The sequence below is a fragment of the Staphylococcus cohnii species complex 1663 genome, assembly GCF_041008415.1.
Taxonomy (GTDB): Bacteria; Bacillota; Bacilli; order Staphylococcales; family Staphylococcaceae; genus Staphylococcus; species Staphylococcus ureilyticus.
In genome coordinates, this window is record NZ_JBFDVL010000001.1 from 341,930 (window position 1) to 360,144 (window position 18,215).

The 18,215-nt window shown below is 32.2% G+C and carries 22 protein-coding genes; 17 read left to right on the top strand and 5 right to left on the bottom strand.

Features of this window, described 5'->3' with window-relative positions; genetic code table 11:
- Positions 1 to 2 precede the first annotated feature (2 nt).
- From guaB to AB1J10_RS01645, 11 genes are all read left to right on the top strand, one after another.
- Positions 3 to 1,469 (top strand): IMP dehydrogenase, encoded by a 1,467-nt coding sequence (guaB, locus tag AB1J10_RS01595; protein ID WP_064209623.1) that lies wholly within the window; start codon positions 3 to 5, stop codon positions 1,467 to 1,469.
- A 21-nt stretch (positions 1,470 to 1,490) separates the two neighbouring features.
- A complete protein-coding gene (gene guaA / locus AB1J10_RS01600; RefSeq protein ID WP_019469906.1) occupies positions 1,491 to 3,032 on the top strand; it encodes a glutamine-hydrolyzing GMP synthase in 1,542 nt (513 codons plus the stop codon).
- A 150-nt stretch (positions 3,033 to 3,182) separates the two neighbouring features.
- Positions 3,183 to 3,527 carry a terminase small subunit gene (locus AB1J10_RS01605; RefSeq protein WP_308889488.1) on the top strand — a complete coding sequence of 115 codons (345 nt, stop codon included), beginning with the start codon at positions 3,183 to 3,185 and terminating at the stop codon, positions 3,525 to 3,527.
- A gap of 236 nt (positions 3,528 to 3,763) precedes the next feature.
- Complete coding sequence (locus AB1J10_RS01610; protein ID WP_064209622.1) at positions 3,764 to 4,087, top strand: hypothetical protein; 324 nt, start codon at positions 3,764 to 3,766, stop codon at positions 4,085 to 4,087.
- Entirely contained in the window at positions 4,068 to 4,244 is a 177-nt protein-coding gene (locus AB1J10_RS01615; RefSeq protein WP_226857796.1) for a hypothetical protein, read from the top strand. Before AB1J10_RS01610 ends, AB1J10_RS01615 begins: the two co-directional genes overlap by 20 nt.
- Positions 4,245 to 4,300: 56 nt before the next feature.
- Complete coding sequence (locus AB1J10_RS01620; RefSeq protein WP_070038347.1) at positions 4,301 to 4,627, top strand: hypothetical protein; 327 nt, start codon at positions 4,301 to 4,303, stop codon at positions 4,625 to 4,627.
- A 181-nt stretch (positions 4,628 to 4,808) separates the two neighbouring features.
- On the top strand, positions 4,809 to 5,237 hold the full coding sequence (locus AB1J10_RS01625; RefSeq protein WP_046207036.1) for an Ohr family peroxiredoxin: 429 nt from the start codon (positions 4,809 to 4,811) through the stop codon (positions 5,235 to 5,237).
- Positions 5,238 to 5,550: 313 nt separating this feature from the next.
- Positions 5,551 to 5,748 carry a hypothetical protein gene (locus tag AB1J10_RS01630; protein ID WP_046207035.1) on the top strand — a complete coding sequence of 66 codons (198 nt, stop codon included), beginning with the start codon at positions 5,551 to 5,553 and terminating at the stop codon, positions 5,746 to 5,748.
- A gap of 39 nt (positions 5,749 to 5,787) precedes the next feature.
- Entirely contained in the window at positions 5,788 to 6,051 is a 264-nt protein-coding gene (locus tag AB1J10_RS01635; RefSeq protein WP_238394772.1) for a hypothetical protein, read from the top strand.
- 524 nt (positions 6,052 to 6,575) lie between these two features.
- Positions 6,576 to 7,223: a hypothetical protein gene (locus AB1J10_RS01640; protein WP_369002981.1), complete on the top strand. Its 648-nt coding sequence runs from the start codon at positions 6,576 to 6,578 to the stop codon at positions 7,221 to 7,223.
- 324 nt (positions 7,224 to 7,547) lie between these two features.
- Positions 7,548 to 7,712, top strand: coding sequence for a hypothetical protein (locus AB1J10_RS01645; RefSeq protein WP_186821097.1), 165 nt, complete (start codon positions 7,548 to 7,550; stop codon positions 7,710 to 7,712).
- An 81-nt stretch (positions 7,713 to 7,793) separates the two neighbouring features.
- Here the strand turns inward: AB1J10_RS01645 and AB1J10_RS01650 are convergent, their stop codons facing one another.
- Together AB1J10_RS01650 and AB1J10_RS01655 are read right to left on the bottom strand one after the other, a co-directional pair.
- Positions 7,794 to 7,961, bottom strand: coding sequence for a hypothetical protein (locus tag AB1J10_RS01650; RefSeq protein ID WP_164987248.1), 168 nt, complete (start codon positions 7,959 to 7,961; stop codon positions 7,794 to 7,796).
- A gap of 136 nt (positions 7,962 to 8,097) precedes the next feature.
- Positions 8,098 to 8,307: a hypothetical protein gene (locus tag AB1J10_RS01655; RefSeq protein WP_046207033.1), complete on the bottom strand. Its 210-nt coding sequence runs from the start codon at positions 8,305 to 8,307 to the stop codon at positions 8,098 to 8,100.
- 193 nt (positions 8,308 to 8,500) lie between these two features.
- On the opposite strand from AB1J10_RS01655, the gene AB1J10_RS01660 reads away from it, so the two are divergent.
- The 3 genes from AB1J10_RS01660 (at position 8,501) to AB1J10_RS01670 (ending at position 9,904) form a co-directional block, all read left to right on the top strand.
- The gene (locus AB1J10_RS01660) at positions 8,501 to 8,695 is read left to right on the top strand and encodes a hypothetical protein (RefSeq protein WP_046207032.1); all 195 of its coding nucleotides are present in this window, start codon (positions 8,501 to 8,503) and stop codon (positions 8,693 to 8,695) included.
- Between the two features lie 172 nt (positions 8,696 to 8,867).
- Positions 8,868 to 9,029 carry a hypothetical protein gene (locus AB1J10_RS01665; RefSeq protein WP_157948037.1) on the top strand — a complete coding sequence of 54 codons (162 nt, stop codon included), beginning with the start codon at positions 8,868 to 8,870 and terminating at the stop codon, positions 9,027 to 9,029.
- Positions 9,030 to 9,598: 569 nt separating this feature from the next.
- Positions 9,599 to 9,904: a hypothetical protein gene (locus tag AB1J10_RS01670; RefSeq protein ID WP_046207031.1), complete on the top strand. Its 306-nt coding sequence runs from the start codon at positions 9,599 to 9,601 to the stop codon at positions 9,902 to 9,904.
- Positions 9,905 to 10,055: 151 nt separating this feature from the next.
- On the opposite strand, the gene AB1J10_RS01675 is transcribed toward AB1J10_RS01670, so the two are convergent.
- Positions 10,056 to 10,469 (bottom strand): YxeA family protein, encoded by a 414-nt coding sequence (locus AB1J10_RS01675; RefSeq protein WP_046207030.1) that lies wholly within the window; start codon positions 10,467 to 10,469, stop codon positions 10,056 to 10,058.
- Positions 10,470 to 10,808: 339 nt separating this feature from the next.
- On the opposite strand from AB1J10_RS01675, the gene cspD reads away from it, so the two are divergent.
- Positions 10,809 to 11,009, top strand: coding sequence for a cold-shock protein CspD (gene cspD, locus AB1J10_RS01680; RefSeq protein ID WP_019469926.1), 201 nt, complete (start codon positions 10,809 to 10,811; stop codon positions 11,007 to 11,009).
- A gap of 572 nt (positions 11,010 to 11,581) precedes the next feature.
- Here cspD and AB1J10_RS01685 read toward each other — a convergent pair.
- Both AB1J10_RS01685 and AB1J10_RS01690 read right to left on the bottom strand, forming a co-directional pair.
- Entirely contained in the window at positions 11,582 to 13,015 is a 1,434-nt protein-coding gene (locus tag AB1J10_RS01685) for an MDR family MFS transporter (protein ID WP_070038344.1), read from the bottom strand.
- Positions 13,016 to 13,268: 253 nt separating this feature from the next.
- On the bottom strand, positions 13,269 to 14,888 hold the full coding sequence (locus AB1J10_RS01690; RefSeq protein WP_070038342.1) for a PucR family transcriptional regulator: 1,620 nt from the start codon (positions 14,886 to 14,888) through the stop codon (positions 13,269 to 13,271).
- 317 nt (positions 14,889 to 15,205) lie between these two features.
- Here AB1J10_RS01690 and allW point away from each other — a divergent pair, with 317 nt between their 5' ends.
- Together allW and allB are read left to right on the top strand one after the other, a co-directional pair.
- On the top strand, positions 15,206 to 16,696 hold the full coding sequence (gene allW / locus AB1J10_RS01695) for an allantoin permease (RefSeq protein ID WP_070038340.1): 1,491 nt from the start codon (positions 15,206 to 15,208) through the stop codon (positions 16,694 to 16,696).
- On the top strand, positions 16,686 to 18,047 hold the full coding sequence (gene allB, locus AB1J10_RS01700) for an allantoinase AllB (RefSeq protein ID WP_046207026.1): 1,362 nt from the start codon (positions 16,686 to 16,688) through the stop codon (positions 18,045 to 18,047). Before allW ends, allB begins: the two co-directional genes overlap by 11 nt.
- Positions 18,048 to 18,215: the final 168 nt, after the last annotated feature.

Genomic DNA, 18,215 nt, shown 5'->3' on the forward strand with positions numbered 1-18,215 from the left:
ATATGTGGGAAAATAAGTTTGAAAAAGAATCTTTAACTTTTGATGATGTGTTATTGTTACCAGCAGAATCAGATGTATTGCCGAAAGAAGTAGACTTGAGCGTTCAATTATCAGAAGGTATTAAATTAAATATCCCTGTTATTTCAGCAGGTATGGATACTGTAACTGAATCTAAAATGGCAATCTCAATGGCTAGACAAGGTGGCCTAGGTGTCATTCATAAAAATATGAATATTGAAGATCAAGCAGATGAAGTTCAAAAAGTTAAACGCTCAGAAAATGGTGTTATTTCAAATCCATTCTTCTTAACGCCAGAAGAAAGTGTATATGAAGCAGAGGCATTAATGGGCAAATATCGTATTTCAGGTGTACCTATTGTTAACAATGAAGAAGAAAGAACATTAGTCGGTATTTTAACAAACCGTGATTTACGTTTTATTGAAGATTTTTCTATTAAGATTTCAGATGTTATGACTAAAGAAAACTTAATTACAGCACCTGTAGGCACTACTTTAGATGAAGCTGAAGAACTATTACAGCAACATAAAATAGAAAAATTACCGTTAGTTAAAGATGGTAAATTAGAAGGTTTAATCACAATCAAAGACATTGAAAAAGTACTTGAATTCCCAAATTCTGCTAAAGACAAACTTGGCAGATTGCTAGTTGGTGCAGCGATTGGTATTGCAAAAGATACAGATATTCGCGCTGAAAAATTAGTTGAAGCGGGTGTAGATGCCTTAGTTATTGATACAGCTCATGGACATTCTAAAGGTGTTTTAGAACAGGTTAAACACATTAAAGAAAAATTCCCACAAGTGACATTAGTTGCCGGAAATGTTGCGACTGCTGCAGGTACTAAAGCTTTATACGAAGCTGGTGCAGATGTTGTCAAAGTAGGTATTGGACCTGGCTCAATTTGTACGACTCGTGTTGTTGCTGGTGTAGGTGTGCCACAAATTACAGCCGTGTATGACTGTGCAACAGAAGCACGTAAACATGGAAAAGCTATTATTGCTGATGGTGGTATTAAATTCTCAGGAGACATCATCAAAGCATTGGCAGCTGGTGGACACGCTGTGATGTTAGGAAGCTTACTTGCAGGTACTGAAGAAAGCCCTGGCGCAACAGAAGTATTCCAAGGTAGACAATATAAAGTATACAGAGGTATGGGTTCATTAGGTGCAATGGAAAGTGGTTCTAACGATCGTTACTTCCAAGAAGATAAAGCCCCTAAAAAATTCGTGCCTGAAGGTATTGAAGGTCGTATTGCTTATAAAGGTCCATTACAAGATACGATTTACCAACTTATGGGCGGTGTGAGATCAGGTATGGGTTACACTGGTTCAAGAAACTTAGAAGCATTAAGAGAAGAAGCACAATTCACACGTATGGGACCTGCTGGATTAGCAGAAAGTCACCCACATGATGTGCAAATTACTAAAGAATCACCAAATTATTCATTCTAAGTTAAAAGGAGATTTAAAGTTATGGAAATGGCGAAAGAGCAAGAGCTCATACTTGTTTTAGATTTTGGTAGCCAATATAACCAATTAATTACACGTCGTATACGTGAAATGGGTGTGTATAGTGAACTGCACGACCATGAAATCAGCATTGAAGAAATTAAACGCATGAATCCGAAAGGGATTATCCTTTCAGGAGGACCAAATTCAGTATATGAAGAGAACTCTTTTACGATAGACCCAGAAATTTACAATTTAGGTATTCCTATTCTAGGTATTTGTTATGGTATGCAATTAACAACTAAATTGTTAGGCGGGAAAGTTGAACGTGCCAATGAAAGAGAATACGGTAAAGCAGTGATTAATGCGAAAACGGATGAATTATTCTTCGGACTTCCTGAAGAACAAAATGTTTGGATGAGTCATTCAGATAAAGTAATCGAAATCCCAGAAGGTTTTGAAGTGATTGCAGATAGTCCAAGCACAAACTATGCAGCAATTGAAGATAAATCACGCCGTATCTATGGTGTTCAATTCCATCCTGAAGTACGTCATACTGAATTTGGTAACGATTTATTACGTAACTTCGTACGTCGTGTGTGTGAATGTACTGGTGAATGGTCAATGGAAAACTTTATTGATATTGAAGTTGAAAAAATCCGCGAACTTGTTGGTGATCGCAAGGTGCTATGTGCAATGAGTGGTGGTGTAGACTCATCTGTTGTTGCTGTATTATTACACAAAGCGATTGGTGACCAATTAACATGTATTTTCGTAGACCATGGTTTATTACGTAAAGGTGAAGGCGACATGGTCATGGAACAATTTGGTGAGGGCTTCAACATGAACATCATTCGTGTCGATGCTCAAGAACGTTTTATGAACAAATTGCAAGGTGTGTCAGATCCGGAACAAAAACGTAAAATCATTGGTAATGAATTCGTTTATGTCTTTGATGATGAAGCATCTAAGCTAAAAGGTGTAGATTTCTTAGCGCAAGGTACTTTGTATACAGACGTTATTGAATCAGGTACAAAAACAGCACAAACGATTAAATCACATCATAATGTAGGCGGGTTACCTGAAGATATGGAATTCCAATTAATTGAGCCTATTAATACATTATTCAAAGATGAGGTACGTGAATTAGGTATCGAATTAGGTATTCCAGAACACTTAGTATGGAGACAGCCTTTCCCAGGTCCAGGTTTAGGTATCCGTGTGCTAGGTGAAATTACAGAAGATAAACTTGAAATCGTACGCGAATCAGATGCGATTTTAAGACAAGTCATTCGTGAAGAAGGTCTTGAACGTGATATATGGCAATACTTCACAGTGTTACCTGGTATTCAATCCGTAGGTGTCATGGGAGACTACCGGACGTATGATCATACTGTTGGTATTCGCGCAGTGACATCCATTGATGGTATGACAAGTGACTTTGCGCGTATTGATTGGGAAGTCTTACAAAAAATTTCAAGCAGAATTGTTAATGAAGTAGACCACGTTAACCGTGTTGTCTATGATATTACATCTAAGCCCCCAAGTACCATCGAGTGGGAATAACAGAATAGAATGATGAAACCCCTTAAGCATAGGCTTGAGGGGTTTTTTTGTGATTTAGGAATTGCGGGGAGTGAATAGAAGCGTAGTTTATGTATACTTATCTAAAAACTGTAATACAATTATCATCAAAGGAATGATTCAGGTAGCAAAGTGCTCATAAACAACGTTATAACCTATTTAAGAAACTATATCTATGAAGATAAAAATAAGGTTATTGATGATAAAGTGCTTTCTGCGAATGAGATACTACATCTACTATCTAATGCAGCCGTTGGGGAAGAAACAGAAATGAAAGAGGTAGTCACTAAACGTGGCGAATACGTTAAGAACCCAGATACAGGCAAGTACAATATCATTTACAACGAAAGTGTTGAGATGGTTGAAGTACCTATTAAGATAAGTGACCGATTAAAAGCGCGTGATCTACTTGGCAAATACAATACACTTTTTACAGATAAGCATGAACTACCAGTAATCATTAATGTTGGTGAGTAGGATGACTGAAGTAGAAGAGAAAATGAATAAGAAGTACCCCAATAGAACTAAAATTATAGATGATGTTCCATTGGAGGATTAGGATAAGCCATTCACCAGTATAAGTTCTGGTGTATGGTTTAATTTAATCTATACACTACCTTAATTGAATTGAGTATTAATTGTGTAAATCTGTTATTGGGAATGTTGTTTGTAAAGTGATTTGGGAGGAAATTATAATAAAGGAGATTTTTATTTTGAAAATCAAAAATATCTTTGGAACTTTTATTATGAGTGCAGTTTTATTAACTTCGGTTTCACCATTAGCAAATGCGGAGGAAGTATCCCAAACGAAGAATTATAATCAAAATACAGAAACACAAAAAGAAAATAAAGCGTTAGACGAACTATTTAAAAACCCTGAATATGTAAACCAAAAGACAACTGAAAATCTACCTAAAAACCTTAAAGAAGGAACTTCGGAAAGAATTGGTGGCTCATTTGCAGTTAAAAAGGGTATTAAGGCAATGATAAGCAATAAAAAAACTGTTTTTTTCTGGTGTGAAGGAGTTAAGCCCTAGAGCAGGGAAGTCATTAGAGAAAAGATGGGACAAACATGTTGAGCCTACTTTGAATAATATCTTGAAACAAGAAGAAGCAACTTGGGGAAATGTTGAAGGTCAAGTCGCTCAAGCATTAATGGGAACAGTTATAAGGATTCAACTGCTCGTAGTATAGGTTATTGGGTATCAACAGTAGGACAGACTTTAATATAAAGATATGGAAGTGATTTCATGAATAATGAAGAATTAGAATCGAAGATATTACTAATAAAGAATTCTATAGATGTGCTACAAGAGCATTTGGCTCCAGACCTAATTACTAAGGATTTAGTGTTGTTACGCTATTATTACTCTGCAAATGAAATTAATAAATTGAATTTATATTTATATAATTTAGCAGTAAATAATGAAGTAGTAACAAAAAAGCAATTTCAAGAGAAACTTAGTGAAATAAGAGAAATGCCTGAAGTACCACTTCGACAAGTAGAAGACGTATTAAAAGGCTATAAAAATAGTGATTTATATGTTGAATTGATTGAAAGTATTTTAGCCCAATAGGACATTTACTTATGTACTTGTCCTATTTTTTTATGAGTAGAGACAAATGACAATTTAACACTTATGATTTTAAATATCTAAAAAATAATGATAGAATACAATTAGATTAAGCTTAATTCGATATGTAAAACGGTTAATTAATCATTATTATTGAATTTCAAAAATTATTGGAGTGATTTTCATGGCAAAACCATTATTTGAAACAACTGTCATAAGTAATGGAGGAAGAGATGGAAAAGTTTTTAGTGAAGATAATACATTTTATCAAGACTTAGCTGTTCCAAAAGAAATGGGTGGCAACGGCGTTACAGAGTCAAACCCTGAACAGTTATTTGCAGCAGGTTACAGCTCTTGTTTTAACAATGCGCTAATGCATATTTTGAAAGGTGCAGGTAAAGGTACAATTGAGCCAGAAGTACGTGCGACTGCTTATTTATTGCCAGATAAATCTGATGGCGGTGTGAAATTGGCAGCTGAATTAGATGTATTACTTAAAGATCTCAGCCAAGAAGAAGCGGAGATGTTCGTTGAAAAAGCGCATAATTATTGTCCGTACTCGAAAGCACTAAAACACACGATTGATATTGAAATTACTGTAAGCGTTAATTAAGTAAAGTGATGCAAAAAGCTAGATAAGATTTTTTTGGAATTTTATCAAGCAGTCATATATTTATATAACCATATCTTAATTGGTGCGGTTATTTTTTATAAAATAATATAATCCAACTAAATGTTTATGTACTTTTATTAAGAAAAAGTATCAATTGGGTCATAAGCATATTAGAATAAATCAGAAAATATTTTTTGGAATTTAGCACTGTATTTTTAGTGATGATGATATTGTTACATCATTAAATAATGGGTCACCCTCAGTGGAAGCATCAACATTCTTAACAATAATTTTATAATTTGGAGTGGCAAATATGCCTAAATCACAACAAGTATTAGTTGGTATATGTCTAATATTATTTAGTTTTAATTTTATAGCCCCTATTATTGGAACAATGCTGCATATTAAAATATTAGAATTTAGCTCACCTCTAATTAAAACTGTACAATTCGCCTTTGTCATTATTTTTGGTATTTTTACATATAGACAAATTAAACGTAAAGGTTTCTAGAAGAGTAAGACTAAAATACTATATGATTGGAGTTTTAATATGTCTATGCCAAACATAGTCATGCTGATACTTACTATAATAATGCTGTTATTTGTATTTGTTTTTGGTCTATTACTTGATAAACCAGTGATATACATGTTTATTGCGTTGTTTGTGCATTCAACGCTTTTATTCGTCATTCGTTATTTCTGGCAAGATAAAGAATTTGGGCAAGCTTTTACACATTCTTTTGATTTCATTACCATAACAATTGTTATTATATTTATAATTTTGAAAGTTCATAAAGCAAAATCAAGTGAATAATACGTTTGATTATAGGTTTACCTACTATTGATAAAACGAAGAGTGTATCTTTTATATAAAAGTACAATCAGAATAGACTAATAAAATTTGAAGATCAGTGTTATGGGAAATTATAAACACCTAAAATACCATTTTAAAATAAGATTGAATCATATTTAATCATATAAAAAGAGTTGGGAACATTACTAAGGTACAGTTTCCAGCTCTTTTTATTTTGACTTAAACATTTTGACAGACTTGATATTACCAATATTTAAATTTAAAACTTACATATTATTACTATTTTCTATCTATATTTTTACTTAAATAAAAATATCACCCTAATAAACGACTCCTTGCAATATTATGGTAATTAGTAATAAATCCATAAATATTCGTTATTAATTTATAAAATATATTGTATACATACAACAGATAACTTCTTGGTAGTTAAGGAAAATTTTATATTACGAAAATTCACTTTACCAGTAATAATGAGGGAGATATTCATATTACAATAACTCTATTAGAAAGGAAGTTTTAAAATGAAAAAGGTACTATTATCTACAGCTTTATTAATGACAGTTGTACAATTTAGCAGTCAAGGGGCAAATGGTGAAGAGATTCCTCATGGTATTTTGCATAAGAATGGAAGCTTTACAGAACCAAATGTGTTTCCACATAAAGATATAGCAGAGGTTGAAAAACCTATAGAGTTAAAGGATGGTACGAAGAAAATACCTCATGGTATTTTACATAAGGATGGAAGTTTTACAGAACCAAATGTGTTTCCGCACAAAGATATAGCAGAGGTTGAAGAGCCGAAGGAATTAGAAGATGCTACGAATGAATTTAATCATAAATCTAATAGTGAGACGTCATTGCACAATAATGCAGTAAATGAAAAATTAAAAGATGAAGGTGTTTTAAACCCTAAAAATCCAGGAATAGAAAGTGATCGATTTAATAAAAATCAGCAGTTAGACGCTTCAAAAAATAATGATTTCTCAAAAGTTAACTCTGAAGTAAAAAATTCAAAAAATAGCGTGAAGCACAATGTAATAAAAGAATTACCTGATACAGGCATGATTTCAGATAATAGAATATTAACCATTTTTTTAGCGAGTATCTCATTGATTGCGGGTAGTTTATTATTATGTAAACGTGTTAATTTTAAAGTTTTTCAAAAATAAGACATTTTAGGTATTACTATTGTGATAATCTTACAGTGATATCATTTTGAATAGCATTAACAAAAATTCAAATATTATGATGTGGATGTATTCACAATCGTGTACTTTCCATAAGATATTCATAGCTGAAACATTATTATGTTTCAGCTATTGTTTTTATTTCAAATATAGTTGGATTGGAATATTTCCAATTATAATAAGTTAGATTATTTACAAACAATTCACGTTTTAAAATGTATGATATTATAAAAATATAATTTGAAGTATCTTTTTGAACTTGAACGAATAATAATCAGTTATACAGTACATTTTAGGAGAGGTAAAATGAAAACGATTGGCATTATTTTAGGGATTTTAGTTATTCTTTCTTGGCTATTTGTAATAAAGGAATATAAAAATGGAAATCAGGACACTCATAGAGCTCAAAATGTTATGTTATTAGCTTGTTTGTTAACTATAATTATGACCGTTTTACAATTATTTTATTAGCCGTTCGTGAAAATAGGTTTGTAAATGAACAAATAAGTAATGCTATATAGAAGTCTAAACATGTTTTCCTATACAATAAACTTAGGACTGAGACTTAACTTTATTGTAAAGAATACCTACGCCACAGCTGCTATATCCTAATTGATAATCGAATTTAATGATTTCGATATAAGGGTTTTCCTCTAAGAATTCATTAACTTTTTTGTTTAGGCCTTTTTCTGTCATAGCTGTTAAATTTACAAATTTCATATGATGACTCCTTTACTATTTTTGTTTTTATTATATTATACAGTATTTTAGAAACATACTTTTTACAGTTCGAGTTTTAATTCAACTATATCATTGCTCATTTATGGTAGAAAGTTACCATATTTTGATTATTCGATTACAAATTTGAATTAAGTAATAATAGGTAAAATCCTGTTGCCATAACTGCAAACAAACACCACATAAAGCGACATTGTTTACCATTCATTGCTGCCGTACCTTCTTTTTTAGCTCGTCTAATAAGTTTGATATGTAAAAGTATTGTTGAATTTGAAGCATATACAAAAACGAAAATAATACCTAAAAGTGTAAGTAAAAATAGTTGCACAATACCCCTCCAACTTTATGATATTTAGCCCATATAATTTTAAAAATAACTACGTACAATGTTAATTATAAAATAACACATATGTTTTTAGGTTGTAGTAAAAATTTGAATTAATATTTTTATATATATTTAATTATTAAAAATCTTGTGGTACGATATGGATTAAATGAGACGATATCTTGGGGCTCCAGTCATGTCAATGATACTGTTAAGCATTGTTTTAATCGTTAATTTTGTTGAAGCGTTGTATTTAGGAATCAAATTTATTCGGTTGAAAATGCGTAATGCACCAGATCAAGCGTATAAAGATTTAGTGAGTTCTCCGTTTTGGTTAATGTCACTCATTATTTCGATTATATTATTTGTGATTGCATACATATTGAGTTGAAAAACTTTAATTGTGGTTAAGTGGGATTTTCTATATTTTATAAATAAAAAGTTATTGTATTTGTGATGCCCAATTTTTTAAAACTATACAACAGACTGTCTTTATTTCATTTTAAATGAATTTCAGTATAGGAATAATGTAAATTAACATAGCGAAAAAAGGGAGTAATCCAATGAAATTTTCATCTATATTAATCAGTATGATAACTGGTTTACTTATGTTTTTAGTGACGTTTTATACTAGCAATCATTCTGTTATACCATCATTAGTTATGGGGATTGTCGGTTTAGTAACAAATATATGGATTGGCATCGAAGCAAAAAAGCGATTATGAGCATTAAAATGGTAGAAAATATTAGAAGTATTAAAGACTGAGGCAAATGTTGTCTCAGTCTTTATTTTATCATTCAGCAATTTTTGTATTTATGAATGTTATTATGGTGGTATTACTATCAAAACTTAGGAATCTGTTTTATGCATCATCAATCCAATAAGGAATAATGAACTGTTAGACGATATCATCTTATACTCATAGAATATAATGTATTTTGATAGTATAAAATAATGAAATGTTTTAAAAATTTTTAAAAAGGATAGATATAAAATAGGTTCATTATAAGGAGATGATGTATATGGTTTCGGTGTTTTTAGAAACGATATAGAGAATCGATAATATTTTATAAATTTATTAAATTACTTCCTTGAATTATAAGTATAAAAAAGAATGGTCTAAATTAAAGTTTAAAATATCATTTCAGGGTATAGTTGTAATATATAACTTTTGGAGTAATTTTATTTTATTGTAAGTGGTACGGCATGATTTATTGTTTTACGTTTAGTGTCAAAAAGATAGCATGTAACCTTAATATGAGATGGATTTTGTGAATGAAGTGGGGGATATGTATGGTTAATTATTACAATAAAGATATCAAAATTGATAGAACTAATGAGATGCGCACGGATGAAATTTCTAAAATGATTGAAGAGGGTGGACTTGGTGCTGATCAATATTATGTTATAGATAAGTATCAGCCTAACCATAAGAGATTAGTAGAAAATATCGATCAATTTCGGCAAGAATTAGTTCAAATGGATAATGATGATTTAGTAGACATTTTGATTATTAACACTCAAGAAAATACAAGTTCTAAGTATAGCCAAGCATTAATGATTATTAAGCATGAAATAGTCAAAAGAATGAATAACTAGGGTGTAGTCACTAAAAAATTACAATCAAAGCGCACAAGTTAGAAAACATATTTTGCAAATAAATAATTCTATCTTGTGCGCATTATTATATTATTAGCTCATCAAAATAATATTTTTATTAAGTGTATTGTTTTGATTCATAATGTGATGTTTAAAGGTGATTGAATGCTTTTTTAGGTACTTTATTTTTAGGCACTTCTTTATAACTTTGAACATGCCCAAGTTCGGTGTCTAATTTTAAGTAATGATTTGTTTTTAATGGTTTTTCACCAAAACCATTAAAATCTAAATGTCTTTTTTCACCTTTTTTGTTATATCCATTTTGCTTATAATTATATGTGACAAGAGTTTCTCCATCATCACTTTTGTTGTGCTCAACTTTTGTTGGCTTTTGAGTTTTTACATAATATGCTTCATTAGTAATGAGCGGATTTAATTTGGCAAAACTAACAACATCAGGATTGTCCGAATGTTTTTCTGCATAAACTTTCCAGCCAAAAAGGCCGATAAAAACAATGATAATGATAACAAAGATATTTAGAAGTACTTTTACAAACCTGTTCATACTTATTACCTCCTTAAAGTAACTATCTATAATGTAAAAGTTATTTGATTTGTTCGCTATATTTTTAAGTTACAAAAATGCATTTTAATATAACGATTTTGTCATTTTTCATATTCAATTAAATTATATATTTCAAATGGATTATATTACTAAAAATAAAGTGCAAAATATATTTATTTGAAAATAGGGGTATACAAAGGTCTGATTATTCGTTATACTAGGTATTAAGTAATTTAGTTCGTGAAATTGATTTGTAGTTTTATTCTTTTGAATTTACTCCTTTTGATTTTTTAGACAGATTACAAATTTTTGTGCAAAAGCACTTGGAGGATTTTTATTATGAATAACGGTACAGTTAAATGGTTTAACTCAGAAAAAGGTTTTGGTTTTATCGAAGTAGAAGGTGGAAACGATGTATTCGTACACTTCTCAGCAATTAACCAAGACGGCTACAAATCATTAGAAGAAGGACAAGCTGTTGAATTCGAAATCGTTGAAGGCGACCGTGGACCTCAAGCAGCTAACGTTATTAAATTATAATAACGCATAAAAAAAGACGAGCAACGCTCGTCTTTTTTTATTTGTCTTAAAATCGAACTCTGAAGTTATATACATGTATTTACTTTAAAAGGTGTTAATTCAAAGTCAACTTGTTAGTTATGACTCGGATTTGCACCTATTTTTTTACTACCAATAAAATATTAATGACTCTTGCAAGATTGCTTAGCATTAATACATCATTTGAAGCCAATTTTATAAAAGAATGGCAATAGCCACAAACAGCAGCATAAAAATTAATTTTTGGGTGTATGCATGTAGAATAATTTTTAACATCATTTTGGGTTGAAATAGAGCCTTTTTTAAGTACTTCAATGAGAAATTACATATAAATACGTTGTATTTTGACGAGACGCTTGAGGGAACAGGACAAGTTGAAGACTACAAGCTGAAGTTGTCCCCTAAGAAAGTGAGCCAACAATACGAAATATTGAATAATAAAATAGCTATGAAAAAATCTATCGTCATAGATTTCTTCATAGCTAATCTTAGTATGTTTTTTACACCGTTCAAGTTGTTGAAGCGTTGCTACTTTCACTTAAATAGATTTAATATTATACTTCACGCGTATTATCCGCTTTATTTTTTGTTTTTATCAGTAGTGTTAATATAAAACCAATAATTAATAATAGCGTAGTGAATGCAAATGCTGCGTCGACACCTTGTACAGTCGCTTGTTGTGCAATATCTGCTTTGGACTGATGCTTACTTGGAACATAGTTTGTACGAACAATTGCCATAATTGTAATCATAATGGCAGTACCAATCGCACCTGCAATAATTCTTAAAGAATTAATAATCGCAGTACCGTGTGAAATATTTTTATTTTCTAATGCGTTAATACCAATTGTATTCAGTGGCATTATAATCAATGCTACAGCAAACATTCTTATAGCGTAAATGACGACAATATACCAATAAGGTGTGTCTGAAGTTAAGAAACAATGTAGTATTGTCATAAAAATTAAAAGGACAAATCCAGGAATCGCCAATACTTTCAAGCCATATTTATCATATATTTTCCCTGTATAGACGGACATAAATGCGTTGACTACTGCGCCTGGTAAGATAACAAGGCCTGACAAAATTGCAGATAGACCTAATCCTGATTGGACATAAATTGGAATCAATAAAGCTGGTCCGACAATGCCGATAAATAATACCATAGACGCAAATGCAGATAATGAAAATGTACGGTTTGTAAATACACGCATATTTAATAGCGGATTATCGATTCTTATTTGTCTTGTTACGAAAATGGTAACAATCAAGATTCCCACAATAAGTGAAATAATAACGATTGGTGATGTGAAACCTAAGTTGCCTGCGCTACTAAAGCCGTAAAGCATTAAACCAAAACCTAATGTTGTATATATAACAGAAGTTTTGTCTAATTGTGTATGTTTGGTTTCGTTATTACTTTCTACAAATATTGCACCTACAATAAATGCGATAATCGCAATAAAAGCTACCACAATAAATGGTGCTCTCCAGCTAAATGTATCAATTAAAAATCCGGTTAAGGTTGGTCCGATTGCTGGGGCTGATTGTGCTACTATACCGGTAAGTCCCATTGCAAATCCACGTTTCTCAGAAGGGAACAGTGTAAATACAGTGAATTGCATAAGCGGTAAAAGTATCCCTGCACCAATCGCTTGAATCACACGTGCAAACATGAGTAAGCCAAATGTAGGTGAAAGTGCTGCAATGATTGAACCAATTAAGAACGCGCTCATAGAAAAAATATAGAGCGGTCTTGTGTGAAATCGATCCATAAGAAAGGCTGTTAGTGGAATCATGATACCATTCACTAACATAAAGCCTGTAATCAACCATTGAGCAGTTGTGTCAGTTATTTCTAATCCCGTAATAATTGCTGGTAGTGCGGTGTTGAGCAATGTTTGATTTAGCATCGCTACAAAAGCACTACTTAGCATAACTAATATAATCGTATTTCTTTTTTTATTAGATATAACATTCTCCGACATTATAAATGCATCTCCTTTTTATAACATCCCATCGATAAATTTTAATTATTTTAAGTTAGCAAAGCAAACCATTCGGTTTAAAAAATTAATATTTTTTGCAAAGAATTTTTAGAGAAAATGAATGCATAGATAATATAGGTTGGAATCGCTTGTTTTAGAGGTAACATAGATCACTGTTGTTTAATTAATGGAAAAAGCTACGCTGTTTGCATGATTGCGCAAACAGCGTAGCTTTTTTAAATAGATGGAGCGATTAATCGAAATGAATCATTTCAGATACATATAAAGCGATACGTATATTTAAGGAATGAACAGGGTCTTCAATATTTGTACCAATCATATTACTGCATTTATTGATTCTATATTTTACAGTATTTCTGTGTATAAATATTTTATCTGCCGTTTTTGTTATATCGCATTGATTATCCATGTACACTTTTAAAGTTTGTTTTAATTCTAAATCTTTTTTTTGTTTGGGATAACTCAGTGGGCCCAAAGTATGTTTTACGAAAGGTAATAGCTTTTCTTGAGGGATAAGTTGTAATAGCTCCTGAATATCTTTGGAATGATATTGTGAGATAAAAGTTTTTGCATGATTTAGCAGTTCATTTTCAAAGGCTTCATTTGCTTCAAAAAATGAAGAAGGTAACTGTGTGAATTCTGTTACTTCATTTCCGATACCAAATGAAATCGTATCATCAAAGTACTCACTATAACTTTGTTGTATTTTTTTTAGGTATTCAAAGTAATATTCATGTCGATTTTGGATTAATATCGCAAAACGATCGTTACTCGGTAATTTATAAACGCTGATATAAGAATCAATATCAGTTAATTTATGCTTTAACCAAAGGAATGTGAGATGGTGCCGCTCATTTAAGTAGTAACTATTTTCTAGATTATTTTTGGTGTCAATGCCGCAAATGATAATTTGATAATAGTCAGAGGGATAAATATAATATTGTCTTAATAAATCAGCATGCTTTTTGATCGAAAGGGTTTGATCGTTTTGATTATTGACTAACGATTCGAAAAATCGATTAATATCATTTTCCTCGGCTTCTTGTATTTTGGTGTTTTTGTATAAGGCGAAACTTAACACGCTGACTACTTGTTCGAGTGTTAATAAACTAAAGGGGTAGGAAAGCTTATTAACTTGAGAAACCATTAAATAGTATGGAAAGTATGTGTAACCTAATACTTTGAAAATTACATGGTCTTTATTTTCAAAGACGAGGTTATTTTTATCATATGTTAGCGCATCTTGATAATGGTTCATGAAATACTTGGTATGTTCAGCCATTAAAACGTTACCTTGTCTATAATGACGACTGTATGCTTCAGGTGCTTTGAAAGGATCGAATAGAATGATAGGTACACCTAAGAGTTTGCTCATGCGCTCAATCATAGTATCAATACTGAAGCCTTTGATTAATAATTGGTTTAATTCTTGTTGTACTTGTAATGCATAATTTAACTTTCCAGTTTCAGAGTCAGAAATAAATGAAGAAATCTCGTGTGTAATTTCACCTAAGTTCCAACTTTCTGGTATTTCAATTAATGGGAATTCGATAGCATCCGCAAAATCAATGACATCTTGCTCGATTTCGTGTAAAAATCTTGAAACTTTGATTCCAAGTCCAGCAGTGTGTATATCATTTAAATCTTTAATTAACTTTTTTAAGTTATCTTGATTATCTTGAAACAAGACACCGGTTGTTAAAATAAAAGAATTATTTGAAGTAAAATGCTTAATATCATTATTTTCAGTAATGTCTAAATTTGTCACTTCTGCTGATAAATCTCCGTTGCTATTTAACAATTTTAAGCCTTTAAATTGGGGAACGGATAAAATTTCGTTTAGAGTAGTCATAATTATGTCCTCCGCTTCTGATTTACACAATCACTAGTAATGAAAATGCATGAAAATATATATAATGATAAATTCTATTTGTCTGTATTTATCTTAAAAAACAGGGTTTTTGTCAATTTGTGATAACGATTGTTCAAAATGTTCAAAAAATTTAATGTATATCATTAATTATACACTTATTTTGTTCGATTCCTATAATTTTATTGTTTAGAAATGTCATTAATAACAAAGAAAAACGCTTACACTCGTACTACACTTATAACTGAAGATTATACAACTAGTTATTAGCTTGTTAAAGTAAAGGAGATAAAAATAGAATGGGAAGACAGGAGAACAATGCGGCATTATCACAAGCGGTTTTCGAGAAGCGCGGTTATAATAAAGATATAATGCCTAAGACACCGACACAAAGAAATAACTCCGCATTTAACTTTTTCACACTATGGATGGGTGCTGTCCATAATATACCTAACTATACTGCAGTTGGGGGATTCTTATTATTAGGACTATCGCCATTACAAGTCATATTTGCATTAATATTAAGTTCTTTTGTAATCGCTTTATTATTAGTTAGTAATGGTTATGCTGGTTCTAAATACGGTATTCCATTTGCTATGCATTTACGTCATACATATGGTGATGTAGGCGCGAAGTTACCCGGTATCCTACGTGGCGTTGTCGCAGGTATCGCTTGGTTTGGTCTACAAACGTTTGCGGGGTCACAAGCACTATTAATACTATTAAATAAAATATTCCCTGGTTTTGCGGATATTGGACAAGGCATATCGATACTTGGTATTTCTGTTCCAGGTCTCATTGCATTTTTAATATTTTGGGCTATTAGTTTTGCAATTGGATTTGGTGGAGGAGATATTTTAAATAAATTCACAGCTATATTAAATCCACTTATTTATATTGTCTTTGGTGGTATGGCTATCTGGGGCGTTATGGCTGCTGGTGGCGTTGGAAATATTTTAGATTATGAAATTTCTACAAAATCTAGTGGTATCATTTACCCAGCGATTTTATCCTTTATTTTAATTATCAACTCGCTATTAGGTGTGTGGGCAGGACCTGGTGCAAGTGTTTCTGATTTTACGCAAAATGCAAAATCTACTAAAACACAACTGGTTGGTCAAATTTCAGGTATTGTAGTTGCCCACATTTTATTCGCGATTGCTAGTGTGTTCATCATTATTGGTGGCTCGATTTATCTTGGACATCAAGAATGGAATATCCTAACAATTATTAATGAATGGAGCAACTTCTGGGCGATTCTGATATCTACTGGTGTGCTATTGATGACGACGATTTCAACAAATGCGACGAGTAATATCATCCCAGCAGCATATCAACTCACTGCACTTTTACCAAAATGGATTAACTATCGTCGTGGCGTAATTATTGCCTCGGTATTGAGTATAGTCATTATGCCGTGGAAGATGATGGAAGAGGAAGATAGTATTTTCTTATTCCTAAACGCGATAGGTGCTATTCTTGGTCCGGTAGCAGGTGTTATGATTGTTCATTTCTATATTGTGTCTAAATGTCACATTGATATAGATAAGTTGTATTTTGATTTGAAAGAAAAAGAGCACAAAATACCACGTATTAATATTTCTGCATACGTCGGAACGGTTGCTGGTGTCATCATTTCACTATTAGGATTTTTACCAGCATTTACAGTGATATCAGACTTTTCTTGGTTTATAGGCTTTGTCATTGCCGGTGGTGTTTACTTAATTTTACATTATGTATTCCATGCAGAAAGTAGAAAAAAAGGAGGAGCAGATTATAATGAAGTATGATTTGATTATTAAGAATGGTTTAGTCATTTTAGAAGACGGAGAGCAACAAGTTGAAGTCGGTGTTAAAGACGGTAAAATTGTCGCTATTGGTCAAGCATTGGGAGAAGCTGAACAAGTTATTGACGCACAAAATCAAATTGTTTCACCTGGTATGGTGGATGCGCATGTGCATATAACTGAGCCAGGCGGTGGCTATCGTGATGGTTGGGAAGGATATGTTACAGGGACAAATGCTGCTGCTAAAGGTGGCGTGACTTCATTTGTGGAAATGCCATTAAACCAAGTTCCAGCTACAACTGACAAAGCGTCTATCCAAGCAAAATTTGATGCTGGAAAAGATGAATTATCAGTGGATGTTGCAAGTTATGGTGGTTTAGTACCATATAACTTAAACGGTGGTATTCAAGAATTAGATGAAGCAGGTGTTGTGGCTTATAAAGCTTTCTTAGCAACATGTGGTGACCGTTCTATTGAGGGTGACTTTGAAAATGTTGATGATTATTCATTATATGAAGGTATGAAGCAAATTGCTAAGACTGGCAAAATTTTATCAATTCATTCTGAAAATGCGGCAATCACTGATCGATTAGGTGAGATCGCAAAAGAAAATGGTGAAACGACATTAAGTGCTTACGTGGATAGTCGTCCGGTATTTACAGAAGTTGAACCAATTCGTAAAATTATTTTATTTGCTAAGGAAACGGGCTGTCGTGTGCACATTGTACACGTTGCTTGTGAAGAAGGCGTTGATGAAGTCATCAAAGCACAGCAAGAAGGTGTAGACATTACTTGTGAGACATGTACACACTACTTGTACTTCTATAAAGAAGAATTAGATGACATTGGACCAGTTGTTAAATGTTCTCCACCAATCCGTGAGCAATCTCGTTTAGAGGGAATGTGGAACCGCGTATTAAACGGTGATATTAGTTTTGTAACATCTGACCATTCACCTTGTACGCCAGACTTAAAAGATACTGACAATGCATTTGAAGCATGGGGTGGTATTGCTGGATTACAAAACAACGTAGACATTTTATTCGACGAAGGTGTTCAAAAACGTCAAATGCCATTAACAAAATTTGCTGATATTATTGCGACAGCACCAGCAAAACGCTTTGGTTTAGATACAAAAGGTAGTATTGCAATCGGTAAAGATGCTGACTTCGTATTTATTAAACCAGACGCACCTTATACATTACAAGCTGAAGATTTAGCTTATCGTAACAAAATGAGTCCATATATCGGTCGTGAAATTGGTGCTCAAGTCACACGTACAATTTTAAGAGGACAAGAAATTTATAGTGATGAAGCAGGTATTTCAGACAAACGTATTGGACGTTTTATCTAAAAGTTTCTTGAAAAGCTTGAAGTTAAGGATGTTGGAATATTAAAAACAAGCGCAACAAGGATTAATCCGTTTACTAAATGGATTGGTCCATACTGTCGACAAAGTCTCTGACTTTGTTGGCAGTTTTTTTATGCGCGCTTTCTAGGGACACTACCTTAGCTGTAGTCT